Raw genomic sequence first — 18,516 nt, 5'->3', positions numbered from 1 at the left:
CCACATGATGCTTGCAGCAAGGTAAAGCCCCTCACGGGGCTTTACCCGGGCTGACGCCCGGCTCTCGTTGTCCCGGGAGCTTCAGACCCCGCCGTTGCCGGCAGCGCCTGTCCCGGTAGGCTACAGCTAATGGGATAGCTGGTTTTATCAATGTAAAACAATACGTTAAGCGACTTCCTGTCGCACGCGCACCTTCGGCTCCCGGCTGCCTGGCGGCATCCGGTCGTCAGGCCCGACTCCGACAGGCAGCTGCTGGCGCACCTGCCAGTCTCCGCCGAACCCGCTGGCGCGGTTTCGGGCTGCCGCTACGGTCCGATGCGTGAAAACCCCTGGCTTGCAGCGACCGTTCCGGTCGCGCCGCCTCTGTCGCGCCGTGGCCTGCGCTCCCGGCATCCCGGCAAAAGGCCGCCGGGATGTAAGGGGCAACGCCGTTTCGCGCACGCGCTCTCCGTCGTTGCGGCGGGCCCCTGCTCATTGCCTGCCGGGTGCCACACACCCGTATGAGTCCCTGTCGCCGGGGGCATAGACAGCCACAACCTGCCGCACTGACTGTCCAGGGTAAATGAACAGCCCACAAAATTTTTTACCCAAAAACCGGTAAAAAATTTTGCGTTCTGCCCAGGACAGGTGCGTCAGGCCGTGGCAGTGATGCCCCTTGCGGCGAAGGTTCTCAAACGGGTGAAGTTCATACCACAGGGAATACAGCAGCAGGTTCCCGCGAAACGTCAAAACCGCGGCTCCCGAAACTCAACGGGTGATGTTCTTTAAAAATCAGGATTTATTTCAGGCTCCGGCAATACGCATTTATTTGTTCTGTCAGTCATCCGGCTGGCAGGTAATGAGAACGCAGGAACAGAAGGAGGAAAACACCGGAGAACGTCAGACGCAGATATGAAAAAAGCAGGCCGGGGAGGACCTGCTTAATCCACACCGCAAAAACTGTTCGAGCAGTTTCTGCGGTTCCATTCAACAGTCATAAGGAGTTTCATTTATGACGGTAAGTATTGTTTCACCTTCCGCAGCGGCTGTAAAGCCCCGCCGTCATCCCCGTTTCAGACGCGAAGACATCCCCGCGCCGGAAATTGACCCCGTGCTGAAAGCCTTCGGGCGACACATTGCCCGGAGTTTTCACCGGGGACGTGGTGTACACATCCCCGCCATGAAAAATACGGCTTTCGGGCAGGTGCTCCGCACACTCGAACTGAAACGCGCTTTTAACTGATGAGGTGAGCCGCCCCGCGAGGGGCGGCAACAGACGGAAGGAGAACATTTTATGACATTAGCTGCAATCACCATGACCGCCCCGGAAGCCGCCAGCCCTGTGCAGATGTACCGCGCGACCTACTCACCGGATGACAACAAACTGCGCCTGTATGCCGCGTCACGTCTTGACCCGGAGACGTATAAAAAAGTGCATGATGCCGGTTTCCGCTGGGCACCCAGACAGGCGCTGTTTGTCGCGCCAGCCTGGACACCGGGCCGGGAAGACGTGCTCCTCTCACTTGCCGGAGAGATTGAGGATGAAGACAGCACGCTCGCTGAACGTCAGGAAGCACGGGCGGAGCGGTTTACCGGATACAGCGGAAAGCGGGCCAGTGAATCCGCACAGGCACTTGATGAAGTGGAAAGACTGGCCGCGATGATCCCGCCCGGTCAGCCCATTCTTGTGGGGCATCACAGCGAACGCCGCGCCCGTCGTGATGCGCAGCGTATTGAAAACGGCATGAAACGTGCCGTGATGCTCTTTGAACGTGCGGAATACTGGGAAGAACGGGCGCGGTCGGCACTGCTTCACGCGAAGTATAAAGAACGCCCGGACGTTCGCTGGCGTCGTATCAAAAAAATCGAAGCTGATTTGCGCAAGGCTGAAAAGACCATCGCACAGTCGCAGAAATATCTGACGATGTGGCGGGCTGAATCGCTGGATCTGAATATGGCAAAACTCATCAGCAGTCATGACCATATCAGCGCCTGTTTCCCGCTGGATACGTATCCGCGCCCGGCAGAAAAAAGCCAGTATGAAGGGAGCCGGTCGTTATGGTCGGCCCTGGATGATGACATCATCACCACGGAGCAGGCCCGCGAAATTGCGATCCGCTGTCATGAACGGCAGATTCAGCATCAGCAACGCTGGGTTAACCACTATCAGAACCGCCTGATCTATGAGCGTGCCATGCTGGACGAAAGCGGCGGCGTGGTTACCCGGACACAGGATTTTGAGCCGGGCGGACAGGTTTTCAGCCGGGGCGAGTGGCTGACTATCATCCGCGTGAACAAAAGCAACGGGGCGGTGAGTTCAGTCACAACGCCAAATTACAGTTTTCTCGGGTACAGCGGCACGATGAAAGTGACGCCCGATCGCATCACGGACTACAAAGCACCATCGGCAGAAGAGGCTGCCGTCGCCAGTCAGGCCGCGAAGCGTCCGCCGGTAGTCAACTATCCGGGGGAAGGTTTCCGGGAAATGACAAAGGCGCAGTGGGCCGCCCTGCCCCGGGACTGTAAGGCCGTGCGCAGTGTGGAAGAAGCAGAAGACCACGGGGCATACCGCTACCGCCGCACAATGGACAATAATTTCCGTCTGGTGAATGTGTATATCACCGACATGAAAATCACGGAAATCCCACAGAAATAAGGTATATCCCCCCGGGAAATCCCCGGGGGATGACGGAGATAATGATATGCACAGTCAGTTAAGAGAACGTATCCGGCTGATGCGCGCAAGGCTGGATAACGCCGCGCCGGTTGCTGAAATCCGGGCTGAATCTCAGCTTTTTGTGAGTCCTGCCCCGATCTGTGATCGCCTGGTGACGCTGGCGGAAATCAGCAACCGTGATCACATTCTGGAACCCTCTGCCGGCACCGGGGCCATACTGCGGGCGATTCGGGATACCGCGCCGGAGGCCATGTGTGATGCGGTGGAGATTAACAGCGGGCTGGTCCGGTATCTGCGGGAAAATTTTAACGGTGTCAGGGTACAGTGTGGCGACTTCATGGAATGGCAGTCGGTGCAGTATTACAGCCGGATCATTATGAATCCGCCGTTCAGTCACGGGCAGGATATCCGGCATATCCTGCGGGCTTTTTCCCTGTTGCGTCCGGGGGGCGTTCTGGTTGCCGTCTGTCTCAACGGGCCACGCCAGCAGGAGAAGCTGTTACCGTTTTCTGACGTCCGCGAGGAGCTGCCGCGCGGCACGTTTGCTTATACCGATGTCCCGACGATGATTATTCGTTTGCGTGCCTGATGACACAGGGCTGGCGGGAGGATAAATGCCCGTCTGTCCGCGCCGGGAAAAAACCGCGCGCCGGTGGCGCTGAAAGGGGCCGCGCTCACGCGCCGCCCCTTTCATTACGCGGACGTTCTGATGGGGGCTTCTGTCTTTTCAGACCTGTCATTTGTCTGTTACTGATGATGTTGTTGTTCCTGCTACTGCTACTGCTACTGCTACTGCTACTGCTACTGCTACTGCTACTGTTCTTCTTTTTTCTACTGCCCTGATTATTGTCTGTTTTGTTGTTCTCCTGCTTATGCCTTTTCCGGGCGTCCCCCTGGCGGGGCGGGCTGTCGTGAACGGAGCCAGCGAAGCTGTCTCCGCCCTGGCGGGCTTCCATCCCTGACGCAAAAACCCGGGTTTGCAGCGACCGGAACGGTCGCGCCACCCTTGTCGCGCCGTGGCCTGCGCTCCCGGCATCCCGGCAAAAGACGCCGGGATGTAAGGAGCAACGCCGTTTCGCAAACCGCGCTTCACGTCGTTGCGGCGGGTCCCTGCCCGTTGTTCTGTCCGGTGCCATTCACCTGTTTAAGCCCCTGTCGCCGGGGGCATAGACAGCCACAACCTGCCGCACTGACTGTCCAGGGTAAATGAACAGCCCACAAAATTTTTTACCCAAAACCCGGTAAAAAATTTTGCGTTCTGCCCAGGACAGGTGCGTCAGGCCGTGGCAGTGATGCCCCTTGCGGCGAAGGTTCTCAAACAGGTGATGGTGAATACCGGAGGGAACAAAAGGCAGGTCCCCGCAAAACGTCAAAACCGCGGCTCCCGAAACTCAACAGATGATGGGGGCTGAAAACATCAACAGAAGGAGACACATCATGGCAGTTCGTGGCATTAACAAGGTCATTCTTGTCGGTCGTCTGGGAAAAGATCCGGAAGTCCGTTACATCCCCAACGGGGGCGCAGTGGCAAACCTGCAGGTGGCCACGTCAGAAACCTGGCGCGACAAACAGACGGGGGAAATGAAGGAGCAGACGGAATGGCACCGCGTGGTGCTGTTCGGCAAGCTCGCGGAAGTGGCAGGTGAATATCTGCGTAAGGGGGCGCAGGTCTACATTGAAGGCCAGCTTCGCACCCGTAGCTGGGAAGATAACGGTATTACCCGTTACGTCACCGAAATCCTTGTTAAAACCACGGGCACCATGCAGATGCTGGGGAGTGCACCACAGCAGAACGCTCAGGTGCAACCGCAGCCTCAGCAGAATGGTCAGTCACAGAGTGCTGACGCGACGAAAAAAGGGAGCGCGAAAACGAAAGGCCGTGGACGTAAGGCTGCGCAGCCGGAGCCTCAGCCGCAACCACCGGAGGGGGAGGATTACGGGTTTTCAGACGATATCCCGTTCTGACTGGCCTGACTGTGATAACCGCCCCGTCCTGCGCGGGGCATCACCGGAGATATGAGGATGAGCGAATATTTCAGAATACTTCAGGGACTGCCTGACGGTCCTTTTACCCGCAAACAGGCCGAAGCCGTTGCCGCACAGTACCGGAACGTCTTTATCGAGGATGACCACGGCGAACAGTTTCGCCTGGTTGTCCGTAATAACGGAACAATGGTCTGGCGTACCTGGAATTTTGAGGACGGTGCCGGGTACTGGATGAACCATGTCATCCGTGATTTCGGGATCCTTAAGTAAGAGAGGTGCCGGACGGGGATCACGTCCGGCAGACATTAACTACACAATAAGGGGATAGTCATGTCAGTAACAAAGTCTGAACCAAAATCTACCCGTAAAGCAAGCCGTAAACCTGCAAAAACGCAGGAAACTGTCCTGTCTGCCCTGCTGGCGCAGACGGAGGAAGTGAGCGTGCCGCTGGCCTCGCTGATTAAGTCACCACTGAATGTGCGCACGGTGCCGTATTCTGCGGAGTCCGTCAGCGAACTGGCTGATTCCATTAAGGGGGTCGGCCTGCTGCAGAATCTGGTTGTTCATGCCCTGCCAGGTGACCGCCACGGTGTCGCCGCAGGTGGTCGCCGACTGGCAGCACTCAACATGCTGGCAGAGCGTGGCATCATTCCGGCTGACTGGCCTGTCCGCGTGAAAATTATTTCGCAGGAACTGGCGACGGCCGCATCGATGACCGAGAACGGTCATCGTCGGGATATGCACCCAGCCGAACAGATTGCCGGATTCTGTGCAATGGCGCAGGAAGGCAAAACACCTGCACAAATCGGTGATTTGCTGGGCTATTCACCCCGCCACGTTCAGCGAATGCTGAAACTGGCTGACCTTGCGCCTGTCATCCTCGATGCGCTGGCAGAAGACCTCATCACCACCGAGCACTGTCAGGCGCTGGCGCTGGAGAACGACACCGCGCGTCAGGTGCAGGTGTTTGAAGCCGCCTGTCAGTCGGGATGGGGCGGTAAACCGGAAGTACAGACCATTCGTCGTCTGGTGACCGAAAGTGAAGTGGCGGTGGCAGGGAACAGTAAATTCCGCTTCGTGGGGGCTGATGCCTTCTCGCCAGATGAACTGCGCACTGACCTGTTCAGCGACGACGAGGGTGGCTATGTGGACTGCGTGGCGCTCGATGCCGCCCTGCTGGAAAAACTCCAGGCTGTTGCTGAACACCTTCGGGAAGCCGAAGGCTGGGGATGGTGCGCCGGACGCATGGAGCCTGTCGGTGAGTGCCGTGAGGATGCCGGAACATACCGCTGTCTGCCGGAGCCGGAAGCGGTGCTGACGGAGGCGGAAGAAGAACGTCTGAACGAACTGATGACGCGTTACGACGCGCTGGAAAACCAGTGTGAGGAATCTGACCTGCTGGAAGCAGAAATGAAGCTGATGCGCTGCATGGCGAAGGTCAGGGCGTGGACGCCGGAGATGCGTGCCGGAAGCGGTGTGGTGGTGTCCTGGCGTTATGGCAACGTGTGTGTCCAGCGTGGTGTGCAGTTGCGCAGCGAGGATGATGCGGCTGACGACGCTGACCGCACGGAACAGGTGCAGGAGAAAGCGCCCGTGGAGGAAATCAGTCTGCCACTGCTGACGAAAATGTCTTCCGAACGCACGCTGGCAGTCCAGGCAGCACTGATGCAGCAACCGGACAAATCTCTGGCACTGCTGGCATGGACGCTCTGCCCTGATGAATCCCCTAATGATTTTTACCAAAATCATTAGGGGATTCATCAGCGCTCTGCCTGAATGTGTTTGGCAGCGGAGCGTACAGTAAACCAGCACAAATCAGCCTGGAATGTAAACATTATTCGCTGACCAGCGATGCGCCATCGGGGAAGGACGGTGCCGCATTCCTGGCGCTGATGGCAGAAAAAGCCCGTCTTGCAGCCCTGTTACCGGAGGGATGGTCACGGGATATGACGACATTCCTGTCACTCAGCCAGGAGGTACTGTTATCCCTGCTCAGTTTCTGCACCGCGTGCAGCATCCACGGCGTTCAGACCCGCGAGCATGGTCACACGTCACGCAGTCCGCTGGACTCGCTGGAGAGCGCTATCGGATTCCACATGCGCGACTGGTGGCAGCCGACGAAAGCAAACTTCTTCGGACACCTGCAAAAGCCGCAGATTATCGATGCCCTGAATGATGCCGGACTGTCCGGTGCTGCGCGGGACGCGGAGAAAATGAAGAAAGGCGATGCCGCTGAACATGCAGAGTTCCACATGAAAGACAACCGCTGGGTGCCTGGCTGGATGTGTACACCACGTCCACAGGCAGAGACGGAAACCACGGAGTACCGTGACGACCAGGCAGAAGCCGCCTGACCGCCAGTCATAAACCATTTATCACGCCGCCCTGCCGGAGACGGGGCGGCAGCAAGGGAGATACCGTGATGAAAACTGAACTGACCCTGAATGTATTACAGACCATGAGCGCACAGGAATATGAAGATATCCGGGCTGCCGGAAGTGATGAACGTCGTGAACTCACACATGCCGTGATGCGGGAGCTGGATGCGCCGGATAACTGGACGATGAACGGCGAGTATGGCAGCGAGTTCGGCGGCTTTTTCCCCGTCCAGGTCCGTTTCACGCCTGCCCACGAACGTTTTCACCTGGCGTTATGTTCACCGGGCGATGTCTCTCAGGTCTGGGTGCTGGTTCTGGTGAATGCCGGTGGTGAGCCGTTTGCGGTGGTTCAGGTACAGCGGCGGTTTGCACCGGAAGCCGTCAGCCATTCACTGGCACTGGCGGCGTCACTGGACGCGCAGGGGTACAGCGTCAGTGACATCATCCATATCCTGATGGCGGAAGGAGGTCAGGCATGAGCGCACGTTCACAGGCACTGGTTCCCCTCAGCGCAGAGCAACAGGCCGCATGGCGGGCGGTGGCGGAGACAGAAAAACGCCGCCACCAGGGAAACACGCTGGCGGAATATCCGTATGCGGGGGCGTTTTTCCGCTGTCTGAACGGAAGCCGCAGGATATCGCTGTCTGACCTGCGATTTTTCATGCCGTCCCTGACCGCAGAAGAACTGCGCGGCAACCGTTCTCAGTGGCTGTATGCCGTCGATGTGCTGATTGAAACTCAGGGCGAGGTCTGCCTTCTTCCCCTTCCCGGCGATGCAGCAGAGCGGCTGTTCCCGTCGGTGCGGTTCCGTGTCAGGGAGCGCAGTCGCCACAAATCCGCACTGGTCATGCAAAAGTACAGCCGCCAGCAGGCGAGGGAGGCAGAGCAGAAAGCCCGTGCGTACCAGGCGCTGGTCGCTCAGGCTGAAATCGAACTGGCATTCCATTCGCCGGAAACAGTCGGAAGCTGGCATGCACGCTGGAGTGACCGGGTGGCAGAGCATGACCTGGAAACCCTGTTCTGGCAGTGGGGTGAGCGTTTTCCGTCACTGGCCGGAATGGAACGCTGGCAGTGGCAGGATATGCCGTTCTGGCAGGTTATTGCGGAAGCCAGTCTTGCAGCAAGAGAGGCCGGTCACGCTGTCCGTGAGATGGAGCGGTGGATGGTGCCGAACAAACTCCGGGAGGCGGCGTGATGCGGCAACAATCACACAGATTACCCGTAAACAGCCTGAATGAGCGGGTTATTTTCAGGAAAAGTGAGTGTGGTCAGCGTGCAGGTATATGGGCTATGATGTGCCCGGCGCTTGAGGCTTTCTGCCTCATGACGTGAAGGTGGTTTGTTACCGTGTTGTGTGGCAGAAAGAAGATAGCCCCGTAGTAAGTTAATTTTCATTAACCACCACGAGGCATCCCTATGTCTAGTCCACATCAGGATAGCCTCTTACCGCGCTTTGCGCAAGGAGAAGAAGGCCATGAAACTACCACGAAGTTCCCTTGTCTGGTGTGTGTTGATCGTGTGTCTCACACTGTTGATATTCACTTATCTGACACGAAAATCGCTGTGCGAGATTCGTTACAGAGACGGACACAGGGAGGTGGCGGCTTTCATGGCTTACGAATCCGGTAAGTAGCAACCTGGAGGCGGGCGCAGGCCCGCCTTTTCAGGGCTGATGCTGGTCTGACTGCACTGAAGCGCCTTTATAAAGGGGCTGCTGGTTCGCCGGTGGCCCCTTTCTCCTTGCTGGCATTGTACGGGCATGAACAACCAGACTGCCAGGAAGGCCGTTTCCCTCCGGGAACGGGGATGAACGTGCGCCTGCGGCGCCCGTTCTTTTCCCCCGCCTTCTCTGTTTATGACTTACCAGAAATCACATCACCTTCCCTTTGATTATTCTCTTTTTCCTCCTGCTCTGACTCTGATTACTGCTCTGACTCTGATTACTGCTGCCCTGATTATTGTCTGTTTTGTTGTTCTCCTGCTTATGCCTTTTCCGGGCGTCCCCCTGGCGGGGCGGGCTGTCGTGAACGGAGCCAGCGAAGCTGTCTCCGCCCTGGCGGGCTTCCATCCCTGACGCAAAAACCCGGGTTTGCAGCGACCGGAACGGTCGCGCCACCCTTGTCGCGCCGTGGCCTGCGCTCCCGGCATCCCGGCAAAAGACGCCGGGATGTAAGGAGCAACGCCGTTTCGCAAACCGCGCTTCACGTCGTTGCGGCGGGTCCCTGCCCGTTGTTCTGTCCGGTGCCATTCACCTGTTTAAGCCCCTGTCGCCGGGGGCATAGACAGCCACAACCTGCCGCACTGACTGTCCAGGGTAAATGAACAGCCCACAAAATTTTTTACCCAAAACCCGGTAAAAAATTTTGCGTTCTGCCCAGGACAGGTGCGTCAGGCCGTGGCAGTGATGCCCCTTGCGGCGAAGGTTCTCAAACAGGTGATGGTGAATACCGGAGGGAACAAAAGGCAGGTCCCCGCAAAACGTCAAAACCGCGGCTCCCGAAACTCAACAGATGATGGGGGCTGAAAACATCAGATACAGGAGGAATTATGAGCGCATTTTCTTTTAACACCACTTATCAGCCAACAGGCGATCAGCAGAAAGACGCAATCGCACAAATCGGGATCATGCAGAATCGTGCTGTTCAGGCAAATCTTGCATATCAGAGCTGCCGGGATTCTGGTGCACTCTTTAAGGTGCTCCACCAGGTCAATAATGAGCTGCATGACTTACTGGATAGCCTGGAGAATCATACTCCTCTTGTCAGAAAAAACGCTGATGAGTTGATCGCGCTGTTACTGCTTTTCACTCGGCAGGTTGGTCAGTCCCGAACTGACCTGATTTGATGGTCCTTCCCCTCGGAATTGTTGTCTTTTTGTTAACGATAACCGAGGGGGGATGATATTAAGCGAAAAAACTTTTATTAATTTTATGCCTTCATAAAGGAGTTACTGTTATGCGATTAGCTTCCCGTTTTGGTCGATATAATTCTATTCGCCGTGAGCGCCCGTTAACGGATGACGAATTAATGCAGTTTGTTCCATCTGTCTTTTCTGGTGATAAACATGAATCCCGGAGTGAGCGTTATACATATATCCCAACCATCAATATCATCAATAAGTTACGTGATGAAGGTTTCCAGCCATTCTTTGCCTGTCAGAGTCGGGTTCGTGATTTGGGACGCCGCGAATACAGTAAACATATGTTACGTCTTCGCAGGGAAGGGCATATTAACGGGAAAGAAGTTCCTGAAATTATCCTGCTTAATTCACATGATGGTTCATCCAGTTATCAGATGATCCCAGGAATTTTTCGTTTTGTCTGCACAAATGGCCTGGTGTGTGGGAATAATTTTGGCGAAATCCGCGTTCCACATAAAGGTGATATTGTCGGGCAGGTTATTGAGGGAGCGTATGAAGTGCTCGGTGTCTTTGATAAAGTCACTGAAAATATGGAGACAATGAAAGAGATACATCTTAACAGTGACGAACAACATTTATTTGGCAGAGCTGCATTGATGGCCAGGTACGAAGATGAAAATAAAACGCCAGTGACGCCAGAACAAATAATTACTCCCCGCCGTTGGGAGGATAAACAGAACGATCTCTGGACAACCTGGCAGCGGGTTCAGGAGAATATGATAAAAGGTGGATTATCGGGGCGAAGTGCCTCCGGTAAAAATACCAGAACAAGAGCCATTACAGGCATTGACGGTGATATCCGAATCAACAAAGCATTATGGATGATTGCCGAACAGTTCAGGGAGTGGAAGTCATGATAATATAAGTAAAGCCCCGAAAAATTTTTCGGGGCTTTACTTATATTATCATCCTGCGGCATTGCTGTGTCGTCTGATATGCCTCAATTTCATCAACTGGCTTTTCGGTAGTCTGTAAATATTGTGCCCGCGAAAAATGGTCTGGCAGGAGGCTGCGCAGTTACCGGATATATATAAGATGGGATCCCGCTTTGCGGGGCTTCGGCCAGTCAGCATTATCACTCATATGATATTTTTGTGTGTGGCCTTCCATGCCGCTGTCGCGGCATAACCGGTATTTGACAATGTATACAATATTAATTTTTCTGCACACTGTTAATTTGGGAAAGTGATTTCTTCGTGGTCGGAACCCGGATGCCTTTACTGCTCTTTATCCAGGTATAAATCCGGTAAACCTCTGATGCGTAGGCAAGACGTCTCTGGTTCTGGCGTTCGGTCTTCCTGAATCCGGCATTGTATGCACCAACGGCCTCCCAGGAGACGCCCCATTTTTTAAAGGCTATTGCCAGATAATAAGCACCGGTATAAATGTTCATACAGGGATCTGTTGTCAGATGTTCCGGCTTAATTCCATAGCGGGCCAGTTCGTTAAAATGCTGGGAATCTACCTGCATCAGTCCGCTGCCATATCCCGTTACCGGATTAATACCGATGGCATTAACCCGGTAACGGGATTCTTTCCATGATATCGCTCTCAGTAAATCCGGGTCTATTTTGTAATCCCGACCTGCAAGATCAAAGCAATCGGCGGCTTCGCAGATCCCATTTATAAACATCAGGCAGATTGCTAACATCCATTTTTTCATTTTTCCACCTCTGGTGACTTTATCCGTAAATAATTTAACCCACTCCACAAAAAGGCTCAACAGGTTGGTGGTTCTCACCACCAAAAGCACCACACACTACGCAAAAACAAGTTTTTGCTGATTTACGTTTTAAATCATGTAATTAACAAACGCTATTTATATTTAATAATTCTGAATTATTAAATAGAGAGTCGTTGGCGATCCTGTTACGACCCTATAGCGACTCTTATTAGGATCAGTACTGACAATTTTCATGAAAAACATTGATATATATTAGGGACGCCCCTAGCGCCGGATCGCATTTTTTTATAGGATGATCCTAGAGGCGCTGCTAGGAGTGTCTTTCTTACTTGTAAACACTATATGCATATTTATAGTGAAAAGTTCATTGCTTAATAATGAAAGGTTTTATCTTATGGCCAGAGTAATTTTGTATATCAGTAATGATGTCTATGATAAAGTAAATGCGATAGTTGAACAGCGTCGTCAGGAGGGGGCAAGAGATAAAGATATAAGTGTTTCGGGAACAGCTTCAATGCTTCTTGAACTGGGGCTTCGTGTATATGAGGCTCAGATGGAGCGTAAAGAGTCTGCGTTTAATCAGACAGAGTTTAATAAACTTCTTCTTGAATGTGTTGTAAAAACACAGTCATCAGTAGCGAAAATTTTGGGTATTGAGTCTCTAAGTCCCCATGTCTCCGGGAATCCAAAGTTTGAATATGCCAATATGGTTGAAGATATTCGTGAGAAGGTGTCATCTGAGATGGAACGATTTTTTCCAAAAAATGATGAGGAATAAAAAAGAATTAAAAGTTGATTTACTTCAAATAACAGGATTTTGATCTGGTTCAATTTGATGACAATTAACCACATAAAGGTTATATTAATTATGTGGTTAATGCCACGTTAAAACAGATATTAAAAATCGCCGATGCAGGGAGAGCGACCTCCCCGCATCGACTGTCCATAGAATCCTTTGAGAGGAGGTTCCTATGTATCCGACGGATCCTAGACAACTTAATACTGAACGTCAAATATATTTGGATAAACAGTTTTTTGTCGATGTTTTTTCAATCCCTGCTTGTGTTCGAAATACTAATGGAGATTTTATCGGCTACAATGAAAAATTCTCTAAAGAATTTATAGGTAGTCTTGATATCAAAGAGTGGTTTTACTCCCTTCCTGTACAAGTAGCTACATCGTTCTTAAGAGAAGAACTGGATGCTATGTCTTTGCCTTCGTCCATGAATAAAATACAGAGCGTGGCTATAGGTGATAAACTCTGGCTGGTACAATTTATACCATTAATATATGGGGAGGTGGTTAATGTTTTATGGCTTTTTTTCTGCAAAAATTCTAATGTGATAGTGGATTATTGTAGAGGATTACGTACAAATATAACAAATGACAGAATGCTTGAATTTAAAAACAAATCAACGGAAATCCAATGGAAAGTTTTTATTCTTTATTCATTTGGTTTTTGTCATGAATCGATAGCATCTCTTTTGTCTATTACTAATGGTTCTTCCCGGAATGCAATTTCAGAAGTGTATAAGTTTTTCGGTATACATTCAAAACATGATTTGTTAATGATTTTTCATACAAGCAGGATGCATAGTTTATTCTTTGATGAATTGTTTTTTATTTTAAAATGTGCTGAATAGTTGATGTTTCGTTTTTGTTAAAAACAAGGTGACATTATGTCACCTTGTTTTGTTAATGTAATTTACTCTATTTTCGTTTCTATTTTTATGGATTCGTATAATTATATTTAATTATCTAAGTGGCTGAGGAGGAGACTTGAGCAGAAATATAATAAGGCCTGCTCCGGGCAATAAAGTTTTACTGGTATTGGACGATGCTACTAATCACAAGCTCTTAGGTGCCCGGGAACGTAGTGGGAGAACAAAAACTAATGAGGTGCTAGTCAGGTTACGTGATCATCTGAACCGTTTTCCTGACTTTTATAATCTGGATGCAATAAAGGAGGGAGCAGAGGAAACTGATTCGATAATTAAAGATCTTTAGGTTTATTAATCTATCCACAATAGAGGTAACTTATGAATACTGTTTTAAGTGTTCAGGGTGCTTCTGCGCCCGTTGAAAAGAAATCGTTTTTTTCTAAATTCACTCGTCTGAATATGCTTCGCCTGGTTCGTGCAGTGATCCCGGTTGCTGTTCTGATGATGTTGTTCCCTGAGTTAGCTATGGCTGCTGGTAAAGGCGACCTGATGGCTAAAGGTAACGATACGGTTAAGGCGACCTTCGGTAAGGACTCCAGTATCGTTAAATGGGTTGTTCTGGCTGAGGTGCTGGTCGGTGCGGTCATGTACATGATGACCAAAAACGTCAAGTTCCTGGTCGGCTTTGCCATCATCTCTGTATTTATTGCTGTGGGTATGAGCGTCGTTGGCCTCTGACAGGAAATAAAACGATGTCGGGAGACGAGAATAAACTTAAGAAATATCGTTTCCCGGAAACACTGACCAACCAGAGCCGCTGGTTTGGCCTGCCACTGGATGAACTGATCCCCGCAGCAATCTGTGTTGGCTGGGGTATCACAACATCGAAATATCTGTTCGGTATTGGTGCAGCGGTTCTGGTTTATTTCGGGATTAAAAAACTGAAAAAAGGGCGGGGCAGTTCCTGGTTACGTGACCTGATTTACTGGTATATGCCAACAGCCCTGCTGCGCGGTATTTTTCATAATGTTCCCGATTCGTGTTTCCGGCAGTGGATTAAATAGAACTGATACCAGGATTGTTATATGGAACACGGTGCCCGTTTAAGTACCAGTCGTGTAATGGCCATCGCCTTTATATTTATGTCAGTGCTTATTGTTCTCAGCCTCTCTGTTAACCTCATTCAGGGGGTGAATAACTACCGTCTTCAGAATGAGCAACGCACTGCCGTGACCCCAATGGGATTTAATGTGCCCTTTGCCGTGTCACAGAACAGTGCCGATGCCTCTTATTTGCAGCAGATGGCGCTGTCATTTATTGCCCTCCGTCTGAATGTCTCACCGGAAATCGTCGATGCTTCACATCAGGCGCTTCTGCAATATATCCGCCCGGGTGCACAGAACCAGATGAAAGTTATTCTGGCTGAAGAAGCGAAACTCATTAAAAAAGATAACGTGAATTCTGCTTTTTTCCAGACCAGTGTCCGTGTCTGGCCTCAGTATGGTCGTGTGGAAATCCGTGGAATTCGGAAAACATGGATTGGTAACTCCGAACCTTTTACTGATATCAAACATTACATCCTTATTCTGAAGCGGGAAAACGGGGTGACCTGGCTGGATAATTTCGGGGAAACAGACGATGAGAAAAAATAATACGGCAATAATATTCGGCGGCCTGTTTTTTTCCTGCAGCGTGATGGCCGCAAACGGTACGCTGGCCCCCACTGTGGTGCCAATGGTGAACGGTGGTCAGGCCAGTATTGCCATCAGCAATACCAGCCCGAATCTGTTTACCGTTCCCGGTGACCGGATTATCGCCGTGAACAGTCTGGATGGTGCCCTGACCAATAATGAGCAGACCGCCTCCGGCGGTGTGGTGGTGGCCACCGTCAACAAAAAGCCCTTTACGTTCATTCTGGAAACAGAGCGTGGTCTGAACCTTTCCATTCAGGCTGTTCCCCGTGAAGGCGCGGGGCGTACCATTCAGCTGGTCAGTGACCTGCGCGGAACCGGAGAAGAAGCCGGAGCGTGGGAAACGTCCACGCCTTACGAATCCCTGCTTGTGACCATCAGCCAGGCTGTCCGTGGCGGAAAATTACCTGCAGGCTGGTATCAGGTTCCTGTGACAAAGGAAACCCTGCAGGCCCCGGCGGGGCTGTCTTCAGTGGCAGATTCCGTATGGACGGGGAATCACCTGAAGATGGTCCGCTTTGTCGTGGAAAATAAAACGCTGTCTGCCCTGAATATCCGGGAAAGTGATTTCTGGCAGCCGGGAACCCGTGCCGTGATGTTCAGCCAGCCTGCCAGCCAGTTACTGGCAGGTGCGCGCATGGATGTGTATGTCATCCGTGACGGGGAGGGCAACTGATGGCCAGTATCAATACCATTGTGAAACGCAAGCAGTACCTGTGGCTGGGGATTGTGGTTGTCGGTACAGCCTCCGCGATTGGTGGGGCACTGTATCTGTCTGATGTGGACATGTCCGGTAACGGTGAAACCGTGGCTGAACAGGAGCCTGTGCCGGATATGACCGGTGTGGTGGATACGACCTTTGATGACAAGGTGCGTCAGCATGCCACCACAGAGATGCAGGTGACGGCAGCGCAGATGCAGAAGCAGTATGAGGAAATCCGTCGTGAGCTGGATGTTCTGAACAAACAGCGCGGTGATGACCAGCGTCGTATTGAAAAGCTGGGACAGGACAATGCCGCCCTGGCAGAGCAGGTAAAAGCCCTGGGTGCTAATCCCGTCACGGCGACCGGTGAGCCTGTACCGCAGATGCCTGCCCCACCGCCCGGCCCGGAAGGCGAACCACAGCCAGGAAACACCCCCGTATCCTTCCCGCCGCAGGGCAGCGTTGCTGTTCCACCGCCGACGGCGTTTTATCCCGGGAATGGTGTCACGCCACCACCACAGGTGACGTACCAGTCTGTGCCGGTGCCTAACCGGATACAGCGTAAGGTGTTTACCCGTAATGAGGGAAAACAGGGACCATCGCTGCCGTACATTCCGTCAGGAAGTTTTGCGAAAGCCATGCTGATTGAAGGGGCGGATGCCAATGCCTCAGTCACCGGTAATGAATCCACGGTGCCGATGCAGTTGCGTATCACCGGCCTGGTGGAAATGCCGAACAGCAAGACGTATGACGCAACGGGATGTTTTGTGGGGCTGGAAGCCTGGGGGGATGTGTCCAGTGAACGTGCCATTGTACGCACCCGCAATATCAGTTGCCTGAAGGACGGCAAAACTATTGATATGCCGATTAAGGGGCATGTCAGCTTCCGGGGTAAAAACGGTATCAAGGGCGAAGTGGTGATGCGTAACGGCAAAATCCTCGGCTGGGCATGGGGCGCGGGATTTGTTGACGGTATCGGTCAGGGAATGGAGCGCGCCTCCCAACCGGCTGTCGGGCTGGGTGCCACAGCCGCTTACGGGGCTGGTGATGTCCTGAAAATGGGTATCGGTGGCGGCGCATCGAAAGCCGCACAGACGCTCAGTGACTACTACATCAAACGTGCCGAACAGTATCACCCGGTGATACCGATTGGTGCGGGCAACGAAGTGACCGTGGTGTTCCAGGACGGCTTCCAGCTGAAAACCGTGGAGGAAATGGCACTGGAGCAGTCACAGAGTACAGCGGAAGAGGGTAACCCGGAAAGCCCGGTGCCGAATCCTCCCTCGGCAGAAAGCCACCTGAACGGTTTTAACACCGACCAGATGCTGAAACAGCTGGGCAATCTGAATCCGCAGCAGTTTATGTCCGGAGACAAGAACCCGCTGGGCGGGGATGCCGGCAAGGAGGGCGGAAATGGCGGGTGATGCACTGACATTCCGTGTGGCGTTTGTCGTTCGCTGGCTGCTGTGGGTCGTCAGGTTTGTGGTTATCTGGCCGCTGGCCACAATGGCCCTGATGGCTCTGTTTGTTTTATGGAAGGACAACACCACGCCGGGGAAATTACTGGTTAAGGAGATTAACTTCGTAAGACAAACAGCACCTGCCGGACAGTTCCCGGTCAGTGAATGCTGGTTTTCTTCCTCTGATTCTTCAGGCAGATCAGAAATACAGGATATCTGCCATTACCGCGCGGCTGATGCTGCAGATTATGTCAGGGAGACTGACCGGTCACTGATGCAACTGGTCACCGCATTCTGGGCAACGCTGGCACTGATGTATATGTCGTTTGCGGCAGGCACCGGGAAATATCCGGTGCTGCCCGGAAAAATGAAATGTATCCGGGTGGTAACCGCAGATGAATATCTGAAGGACGTTTATACGGAAGACGCTTCCCTGCCGGGAAAAATCAGGAAATGCCATGTTTATTTCCCTGATGACCGAACAAACAGAAGCAACGGAGATAAAAATGAACATGCGTAATATTAATGTTATTACAGCCCGCGTTGTGCCGGATAAAAACGTATCAGATGATTTTATGCATGCTGTTCTCAGTAACTGCACCACAAAAATAGTTCTTCCTGCTCCGAAGGTGTTCAGTTCTGAATCATTGCCGCACAATTTTAATATGGCTGCTGTCGGTGTGATGAAGAAGGGAATGTCGATGAGCTTATTTTCTTCTCCGGGAAATACAGTGGTCTCCGGACATCCCTGTGCAGGGAAAACAAATCTGACAGCAGAGTTAATTTCTGCTGTTGTGGGGAGTAATAAAAAAGGAGAAGGGCAATGAAACAGATTTCTTTATTTATTCCTCTGCTGGGAACCTTATTACTTTCCGGCTGCGCAGGAACAAATACGGAATTTGAGTGTAACGCCACCACATCCGATACCTGTATGACGATGGAGCAGGCCAATGAGAAGGCCAAAAAACTGGAGCAGTCCTCAGAAGCAAAGCCGGTTGCGGCATCACTGCCGCGCCTGGCTGAAGGGAACTTCCGGACAATGCCGGTGCAGACCGTCACCGCGACCACTCCGTCCGGCAGCAGACCTGCGGTGACAGCACATCCGGAGCAGAAACTGCTGGCACCACGCCCGCTGTTTACCGCTGCCCGGGAAGTGAAAACGGTTGTTCCGGTCAGTTCAGTTACGCCGGTAACACCTCCTCGTCCGCTAAGAACGGGTGAGCAGACGGCAGCATTATGGATAGCGCCTTATATTGATAACCAGGATGTTTATCATCAGCCATCCAGCGTGTTTTTTGTTATTAAACCGTCTGCGTGGGGAAAACCACGTATTAATTAACTGGCCCTGAAGTTGTATATCAGCCGGCAATGCCGGCGG

The 18,516-nt window shown here is 52.4% G+C and carries 22 protein-coding genes and 7 pseudogenes; 25 read left to right on the top strand and 4 right to left on the bottom strand.

From position 1 onward, the window contains the following. Positions 1 to 320: 320 nt before the first annotated feature. A pseudogene (locus ACQG19_RS26790) lies at positions 321 to 475 on the bottom strand (hypothetical protein); the annotation flags it as partial. A 516-nt stretch (positions 476 to 991) separates the two neighbouring features. Here ACQG19_RS26790 and ACQG19_RS26785 point away from each other — a divergent pair. The 3 genes from ACQG19_RS26785 to ACQG19_RS26775 are packed head-to-tail and all read left to right on the top strand — an operon-like array spanning position 992 to position 3,245. Next, complete coding sequence (locus ACQG19_RS26785) at positions 992 to 1,222, top strand: hypothetical protein (protein ID WP_000218642.1); 231 nt, start codon at positions 992 to 994, stop codon at positions 1,220 to 1,222. Between the two features lie 51 nt (positions 1,223 to 1,273). Beyond that, positions 1,274 to 2,635, top strand: a complete 1,362-nt coding sequence (locus ACQG19_RS26780) for a DUF3560 domain-containing protein (protein WP_000170695.1) — start codon at positions 1,274 to 1,276, stop codon at positions 2,633 to 2,635. Positions 2,636 to 2,681: 46 nt separating this feature from the next. Beyond that, positions 2,682 to 3,245, top strand: a complete 564-nt coding sequence (locus tag ACQG19_RS26775; RefSeq protein ID WP_001298559.1) for a methyltransferase — start codon at positions 2,682 to 2,684, stop codon at positions 3,243 to 3,245. An 85-nt stretch (positions 3,246 to 3,330) separates the two neighbouring features. Here the strand turns inward: ACQG19_RS26775 and ACQG19_RS26770 are convergent. Beyond that, positions 3,331 to 3,792 (bottom strand): annotated as a pseudogene (locus tag ACQG19_RS26770) (hypothetical protein). A 70-nt stretch (positions 3,793 to 3,862) separates the two neighbouring features. Between ACQG19_RS26770 and ACQG19_RS26765 the strand changes: the two are divergent. The 8 genes and pseudogenes from ACQG19_RS26765 (at position 3,863) to ACQG19_RS26730 (ending at position 8,653) form a co-directional block, all read left to right on the top strand. Beyond that, positions 3,863 to 4,068: pseudogene (locus ACQG19_RS26765) on the top strand (single-stranded DNA-binding protein). A gap of 25 nt (positions 4,069 to 4,093) precedes the next feature. Then, a complete protein-coding gene (locus tag ACQG19_RS26760) occupies positions 4,094 to 4,621 on the top strand; it encodes a single-stranded DNA-binding protein (RefSeq protein ID WP_000290834.1) in 528 nt (175 codons plus the stop codon). Positions 4,622 to 4,678: 57 nt separating this feature from the next. Beyond that, on the top strand, positions 4,679 to 4,912 hold the full coding sequence (locus ACQG19_RS26755; protein ID WP_000006003.1) for a DUF905 family protein: 234 nt from the start codon (positions 4,679 to 4,681) through the stop codon (positions 4,910 to 4,912). Positions 4,913 to 4,972: 60 nt separating this feature from the next. Continuing rightward, positions 4,973 to 6,996, top strand: a pseudogene (locus tag ACQG19_RS26750) (ParB/RepB/Spo0J family partition protein). 68 nt (positions 6,997 to 7,064) lie between these two features. Then, positions 7,065 to 7,499 (top strand): conjugation system SOS inhibitor PsiB, encoded by a 435-nt coding sequence (gene psiB / locus ACQG19_RS26745; RefSeq protein ID WP_000845953.1) that lies wholly within the window; start codon positions 7,065 to 7,067, stop codon positions 7,497 to 7,499. Beyond that, positions 7,496 to 8,215 (top strand): plasmid SOS inhibition protein A, encoded by a 720-nt coding sequence (locus ACQG19_RS26740; RefSeq protein ID WP_001276217.1) that lies wholly within the window; start codon positions 7,496 to 7,498, stop codon positions 8,213 to 8,215. The genes psiB and ACQG19_RS26740 overlap by 4 nt, the downstream gene beginning before the upstream one ends. A 221-nt stretch (positions 8,216 to 8,436) precedes the next feature. Beyond that, positions 8,437 to 8,586, top strand: a pseudogene (gene mok / locus ACQG19_RS26735) (plasmid maintenance protein Mok); the annotation flags it as partial. Then, the gene (locus tag ACQG19_RS26730; protein WP_001372321.1) at positions 8,528 to 8,653 is read left to right on the top strand and encodes a type I toxin-antitoxin system Hok family toxin; all 126 of its coding nucleotides are present in this window, start codon (positions 8,528 to 8,530) and stop codon (positions 8,651 to 8,653) included. The pseudogene mok and the gene ACQG19_RS26730, both read left to right, overlap by 59 nt. A gap of 237 nt (positions 8,654 to 8,890) precedes the next feature. Here ACQG19_RS26730 and ACQG19_RS26725 read toward each other — a convergent pair. Continuing rightward, positions 8,891 to 9,268: pseudogene (locus ACQG19_RS26725) on the bottom strand (hypothetical protein). A gap of 70 nt (positions 9,269 to 9,338) precedes the next feature. On the opposite strand from ACQG19_RS26725, the pseudogene ACQG19_RS26720 reads away from it, so the two are divergent. From ACQG19_RS26720 to ACQG19_RS26710, 3 genes and pseudogenes are all read left to right on the top strand, one after another. After that, positions 9,339 to 9,544, top strand: a pseudogene (locus tag ACQG19_RS26720) (single-stranded DNA-binding protein). A gap of 23 nt (positions 9,545 to 9,567) precedes the next feature. Continuing rightward, on the top strand, positions 9,568 to 9,864 hold the full coding sequence (locus ACQG19_RS26715; protein WP_001272251.1) for a hypothetical protein: 297 nt from the start codon (positions 9,568 to 9,570) through the stop codon (positions 9,862 to 9,864). 110 nt (positions 9,865 to 9,974) lie between these two features. Further along, positions 9,975 to 10,796 carry a DUF932 domain-containing protein gene (locus tag ACQG19_RS26710; protein ID WP_001234445.1) on the top strand — a complete coding sequence of 274 codons (822 nt, stop codon included), beginning with the start codon at positions 9,975 to 9,977 and terminating at the stop codon, positions 10,794 to 10,796. Between the two features lie 296 nt (positions 10,797 to 11,092). On the opposite strand, the gene ACQG19_RS26705 is transcribed toward ACQG19_RS26710, so the two are convergent. Further along, positions 11,093 to 11,695, bottom strand: coding sequence for a transglycosylase SLT domain-containing protein (locus ACQG19_RS26705; RefSeq protein ID WP_000243713.1), 603 nt, complete (start codon positions 11,693 to 11,695; stop codon positions 11,093 to 11,095). A gap of 322 nt (positions 11,696 to 12,017) precedes the next feature. On the opposite strand from ACQG19_RS26705, the gene traM reads away from it, so the two are divergent. The 11 genes from traM (at position 12,018) to traV (ending at position 18,477) form a co-directional block, all read left to right on the top strand. Next, on the top strand, positions 12,018 to 12,401 hold the full coding sequence (traM, locus tag ACQG19_RS26700) for a conjugal transfer relaxosome DNA-binding protein TraM (protein ID WP_001354030.1): 384 nt from the start codon (positions 12,018 to 12,020) through the stop codon (positions 12,399 to 12,401). 193 nt (positions 12,402 to 12,594) lie between these two features. Next, the gene (gene traJ, locus ACQG19_RS26695) at positions 12,595 to 13,266 is read left to right on the top strand and encodes a conjugal transfer transcriptional regulator TraJ (RefSeq protein WP_000283561.1); all 672 of its coding nucleotides are present in this window, start codon (positions 12,595 to 12,597) and stop codon (positions 13,264 to 13,266) included. Positions 13,267 to 13,402: 136 nt separating this feature from the next. Continuing rightward, the gene (gene traY, locus ACQG19_RS26690) at positions 13,403 to 13,630 is read left to right on the top strand and encodes a conjugal transfer relaxosome protein TraY (RefSeq protein WP_000089263.1); all 228 of its coding nucleotides are present in this window, start codon (positions 13,403 to 13,405) and stop codon (positions 13,628 to 13,630) included. Between the two features lie 32 nt (positions 13,631 to 13,662). After that, positions 13,663 to 14,022 carry a type IV conjugative transfer system pilin TraA gene (gene traA, locus ACQG19_RS26685; RefSeq protein ID WP_001098992.1) on the top strand — a complete coding sequence of 120 codons (360 nt, stop codon included), beginning with the start codon at positions 13,663 to 13,665 and terminating at the stop codon, positions 14,020 to 14,022. A 14-nt stretch (positions 14,023 to 14,036) separates the two neighbouring features. Continuing rightward, on the top strand, positions 14,037 to 14,348 hold the full coding sequence (gene traL / locus ACQG19_RS26680; protein ID WP_000012113.1) for a type IV conjugative transfer system protein TraL: 312 nt from the start codon (positions 14,037 to 14,039) through the stop codon (positions 14,346 to 14,348). A gap of 21 nt (positions 14,349 to 14,369) precedes the next feature. Then, positions 14,370 to 14,936, top strand: a complete 567-nt coding sequence (gene traE, locus ACQG19_RS26675; protein ID WP_000399780.1) for a type IV conjugative transfer system protein TraE — start codon at positions 14,370 to 14,372, stop codon at positions 14,934 to 14,936. Beyond that, on the top strand, positions 14,923 to 15,651 hold the full coding sequence (gene traK / locus ACQG19_RS26670; RefSeq protein ID WP_001230772.1) for a type-F conjugative transfer system secretin TraK: 729 nt from the start codon (positions 14,923 to 14,925) through the stop codon (positions 15,649 to 15,651). The genes traE and traK overlap by 14 nt, the downstream gene beginning before the upstream one ends. Further along, positions 15,651 to 17,102 carry an F-type conjugal transfer pilus assembly protein TraB gene (gene traB / locus ACQG19_RS26665; protein WP_000146675.1) on the top strand — a complete coding sequence of 484 codons (1,452 nt, stop codon included), beginning with the start codon at positions 15,651 to 15,653 and terminating at the stop codon, positions 17,100 to 17,102. The genes traK and traB overlap by 1 nt, the downstream gene beginning before the upstream one ends. After that, a complete protein-coding gene (gene traP, locus ACQG19_RS26660) occupies positions 17,092 to 17,658 on the top strand; it encodes a conjugal transfer pilus-stabilizing protein TraP (RefSeq protein ID WP_000896599.1) in 567 nt (188 codons plus the stop codon). The genes traB and traP overlap by 11 nt, the downstream gene beginning before the upstream one ends. Continuing rightward, positions 17,645 to 17,965, top strand: coding sequence for a conjugal transfer protein TrbD (locus tag ACQG19_RS26655; RefSeq protein ID WP_001057307.1), 321 nt, complete (start codon positions 17,645 to 17,647; stop codon positions 17,963 to 17,965). The genes traP and ACQG19_RS26655 overlap by 14 nt, the downstream gene beginning before the upstream one ends. After that, a complete protein-coding gene (gene traV / locus ACQG19_RS26650; RefSeq protein ID WP_000809881.1) occupies positions 17,962 to 18,477 on the top strand; it encodes a type IV conjugative transfer system lipoprotein TraV in 516 nt (171 codons plus the stop codon). The genes ACQG19_RS26655 and traV overlap by 4 nt, the downstream gene beginning before the upstream one ends. Positions 18,478 to 18,516 lie beyond the last annotated feature (39 nt).

Origin of the sequence: Enterobacter cloacae complex sp. 277I4 (genome assembly GCF_050031465.1) — a bacterium.
GTDB lineage: Bacteria > Pseudomonadota > Gammaproteobacteria > Enterobacterales > Enterobacteriaceae > Enterobacter > Enterobacter cloacae.
This window is presented reverse-complemented; position numbering and strand designations above follow the sequence as displayed.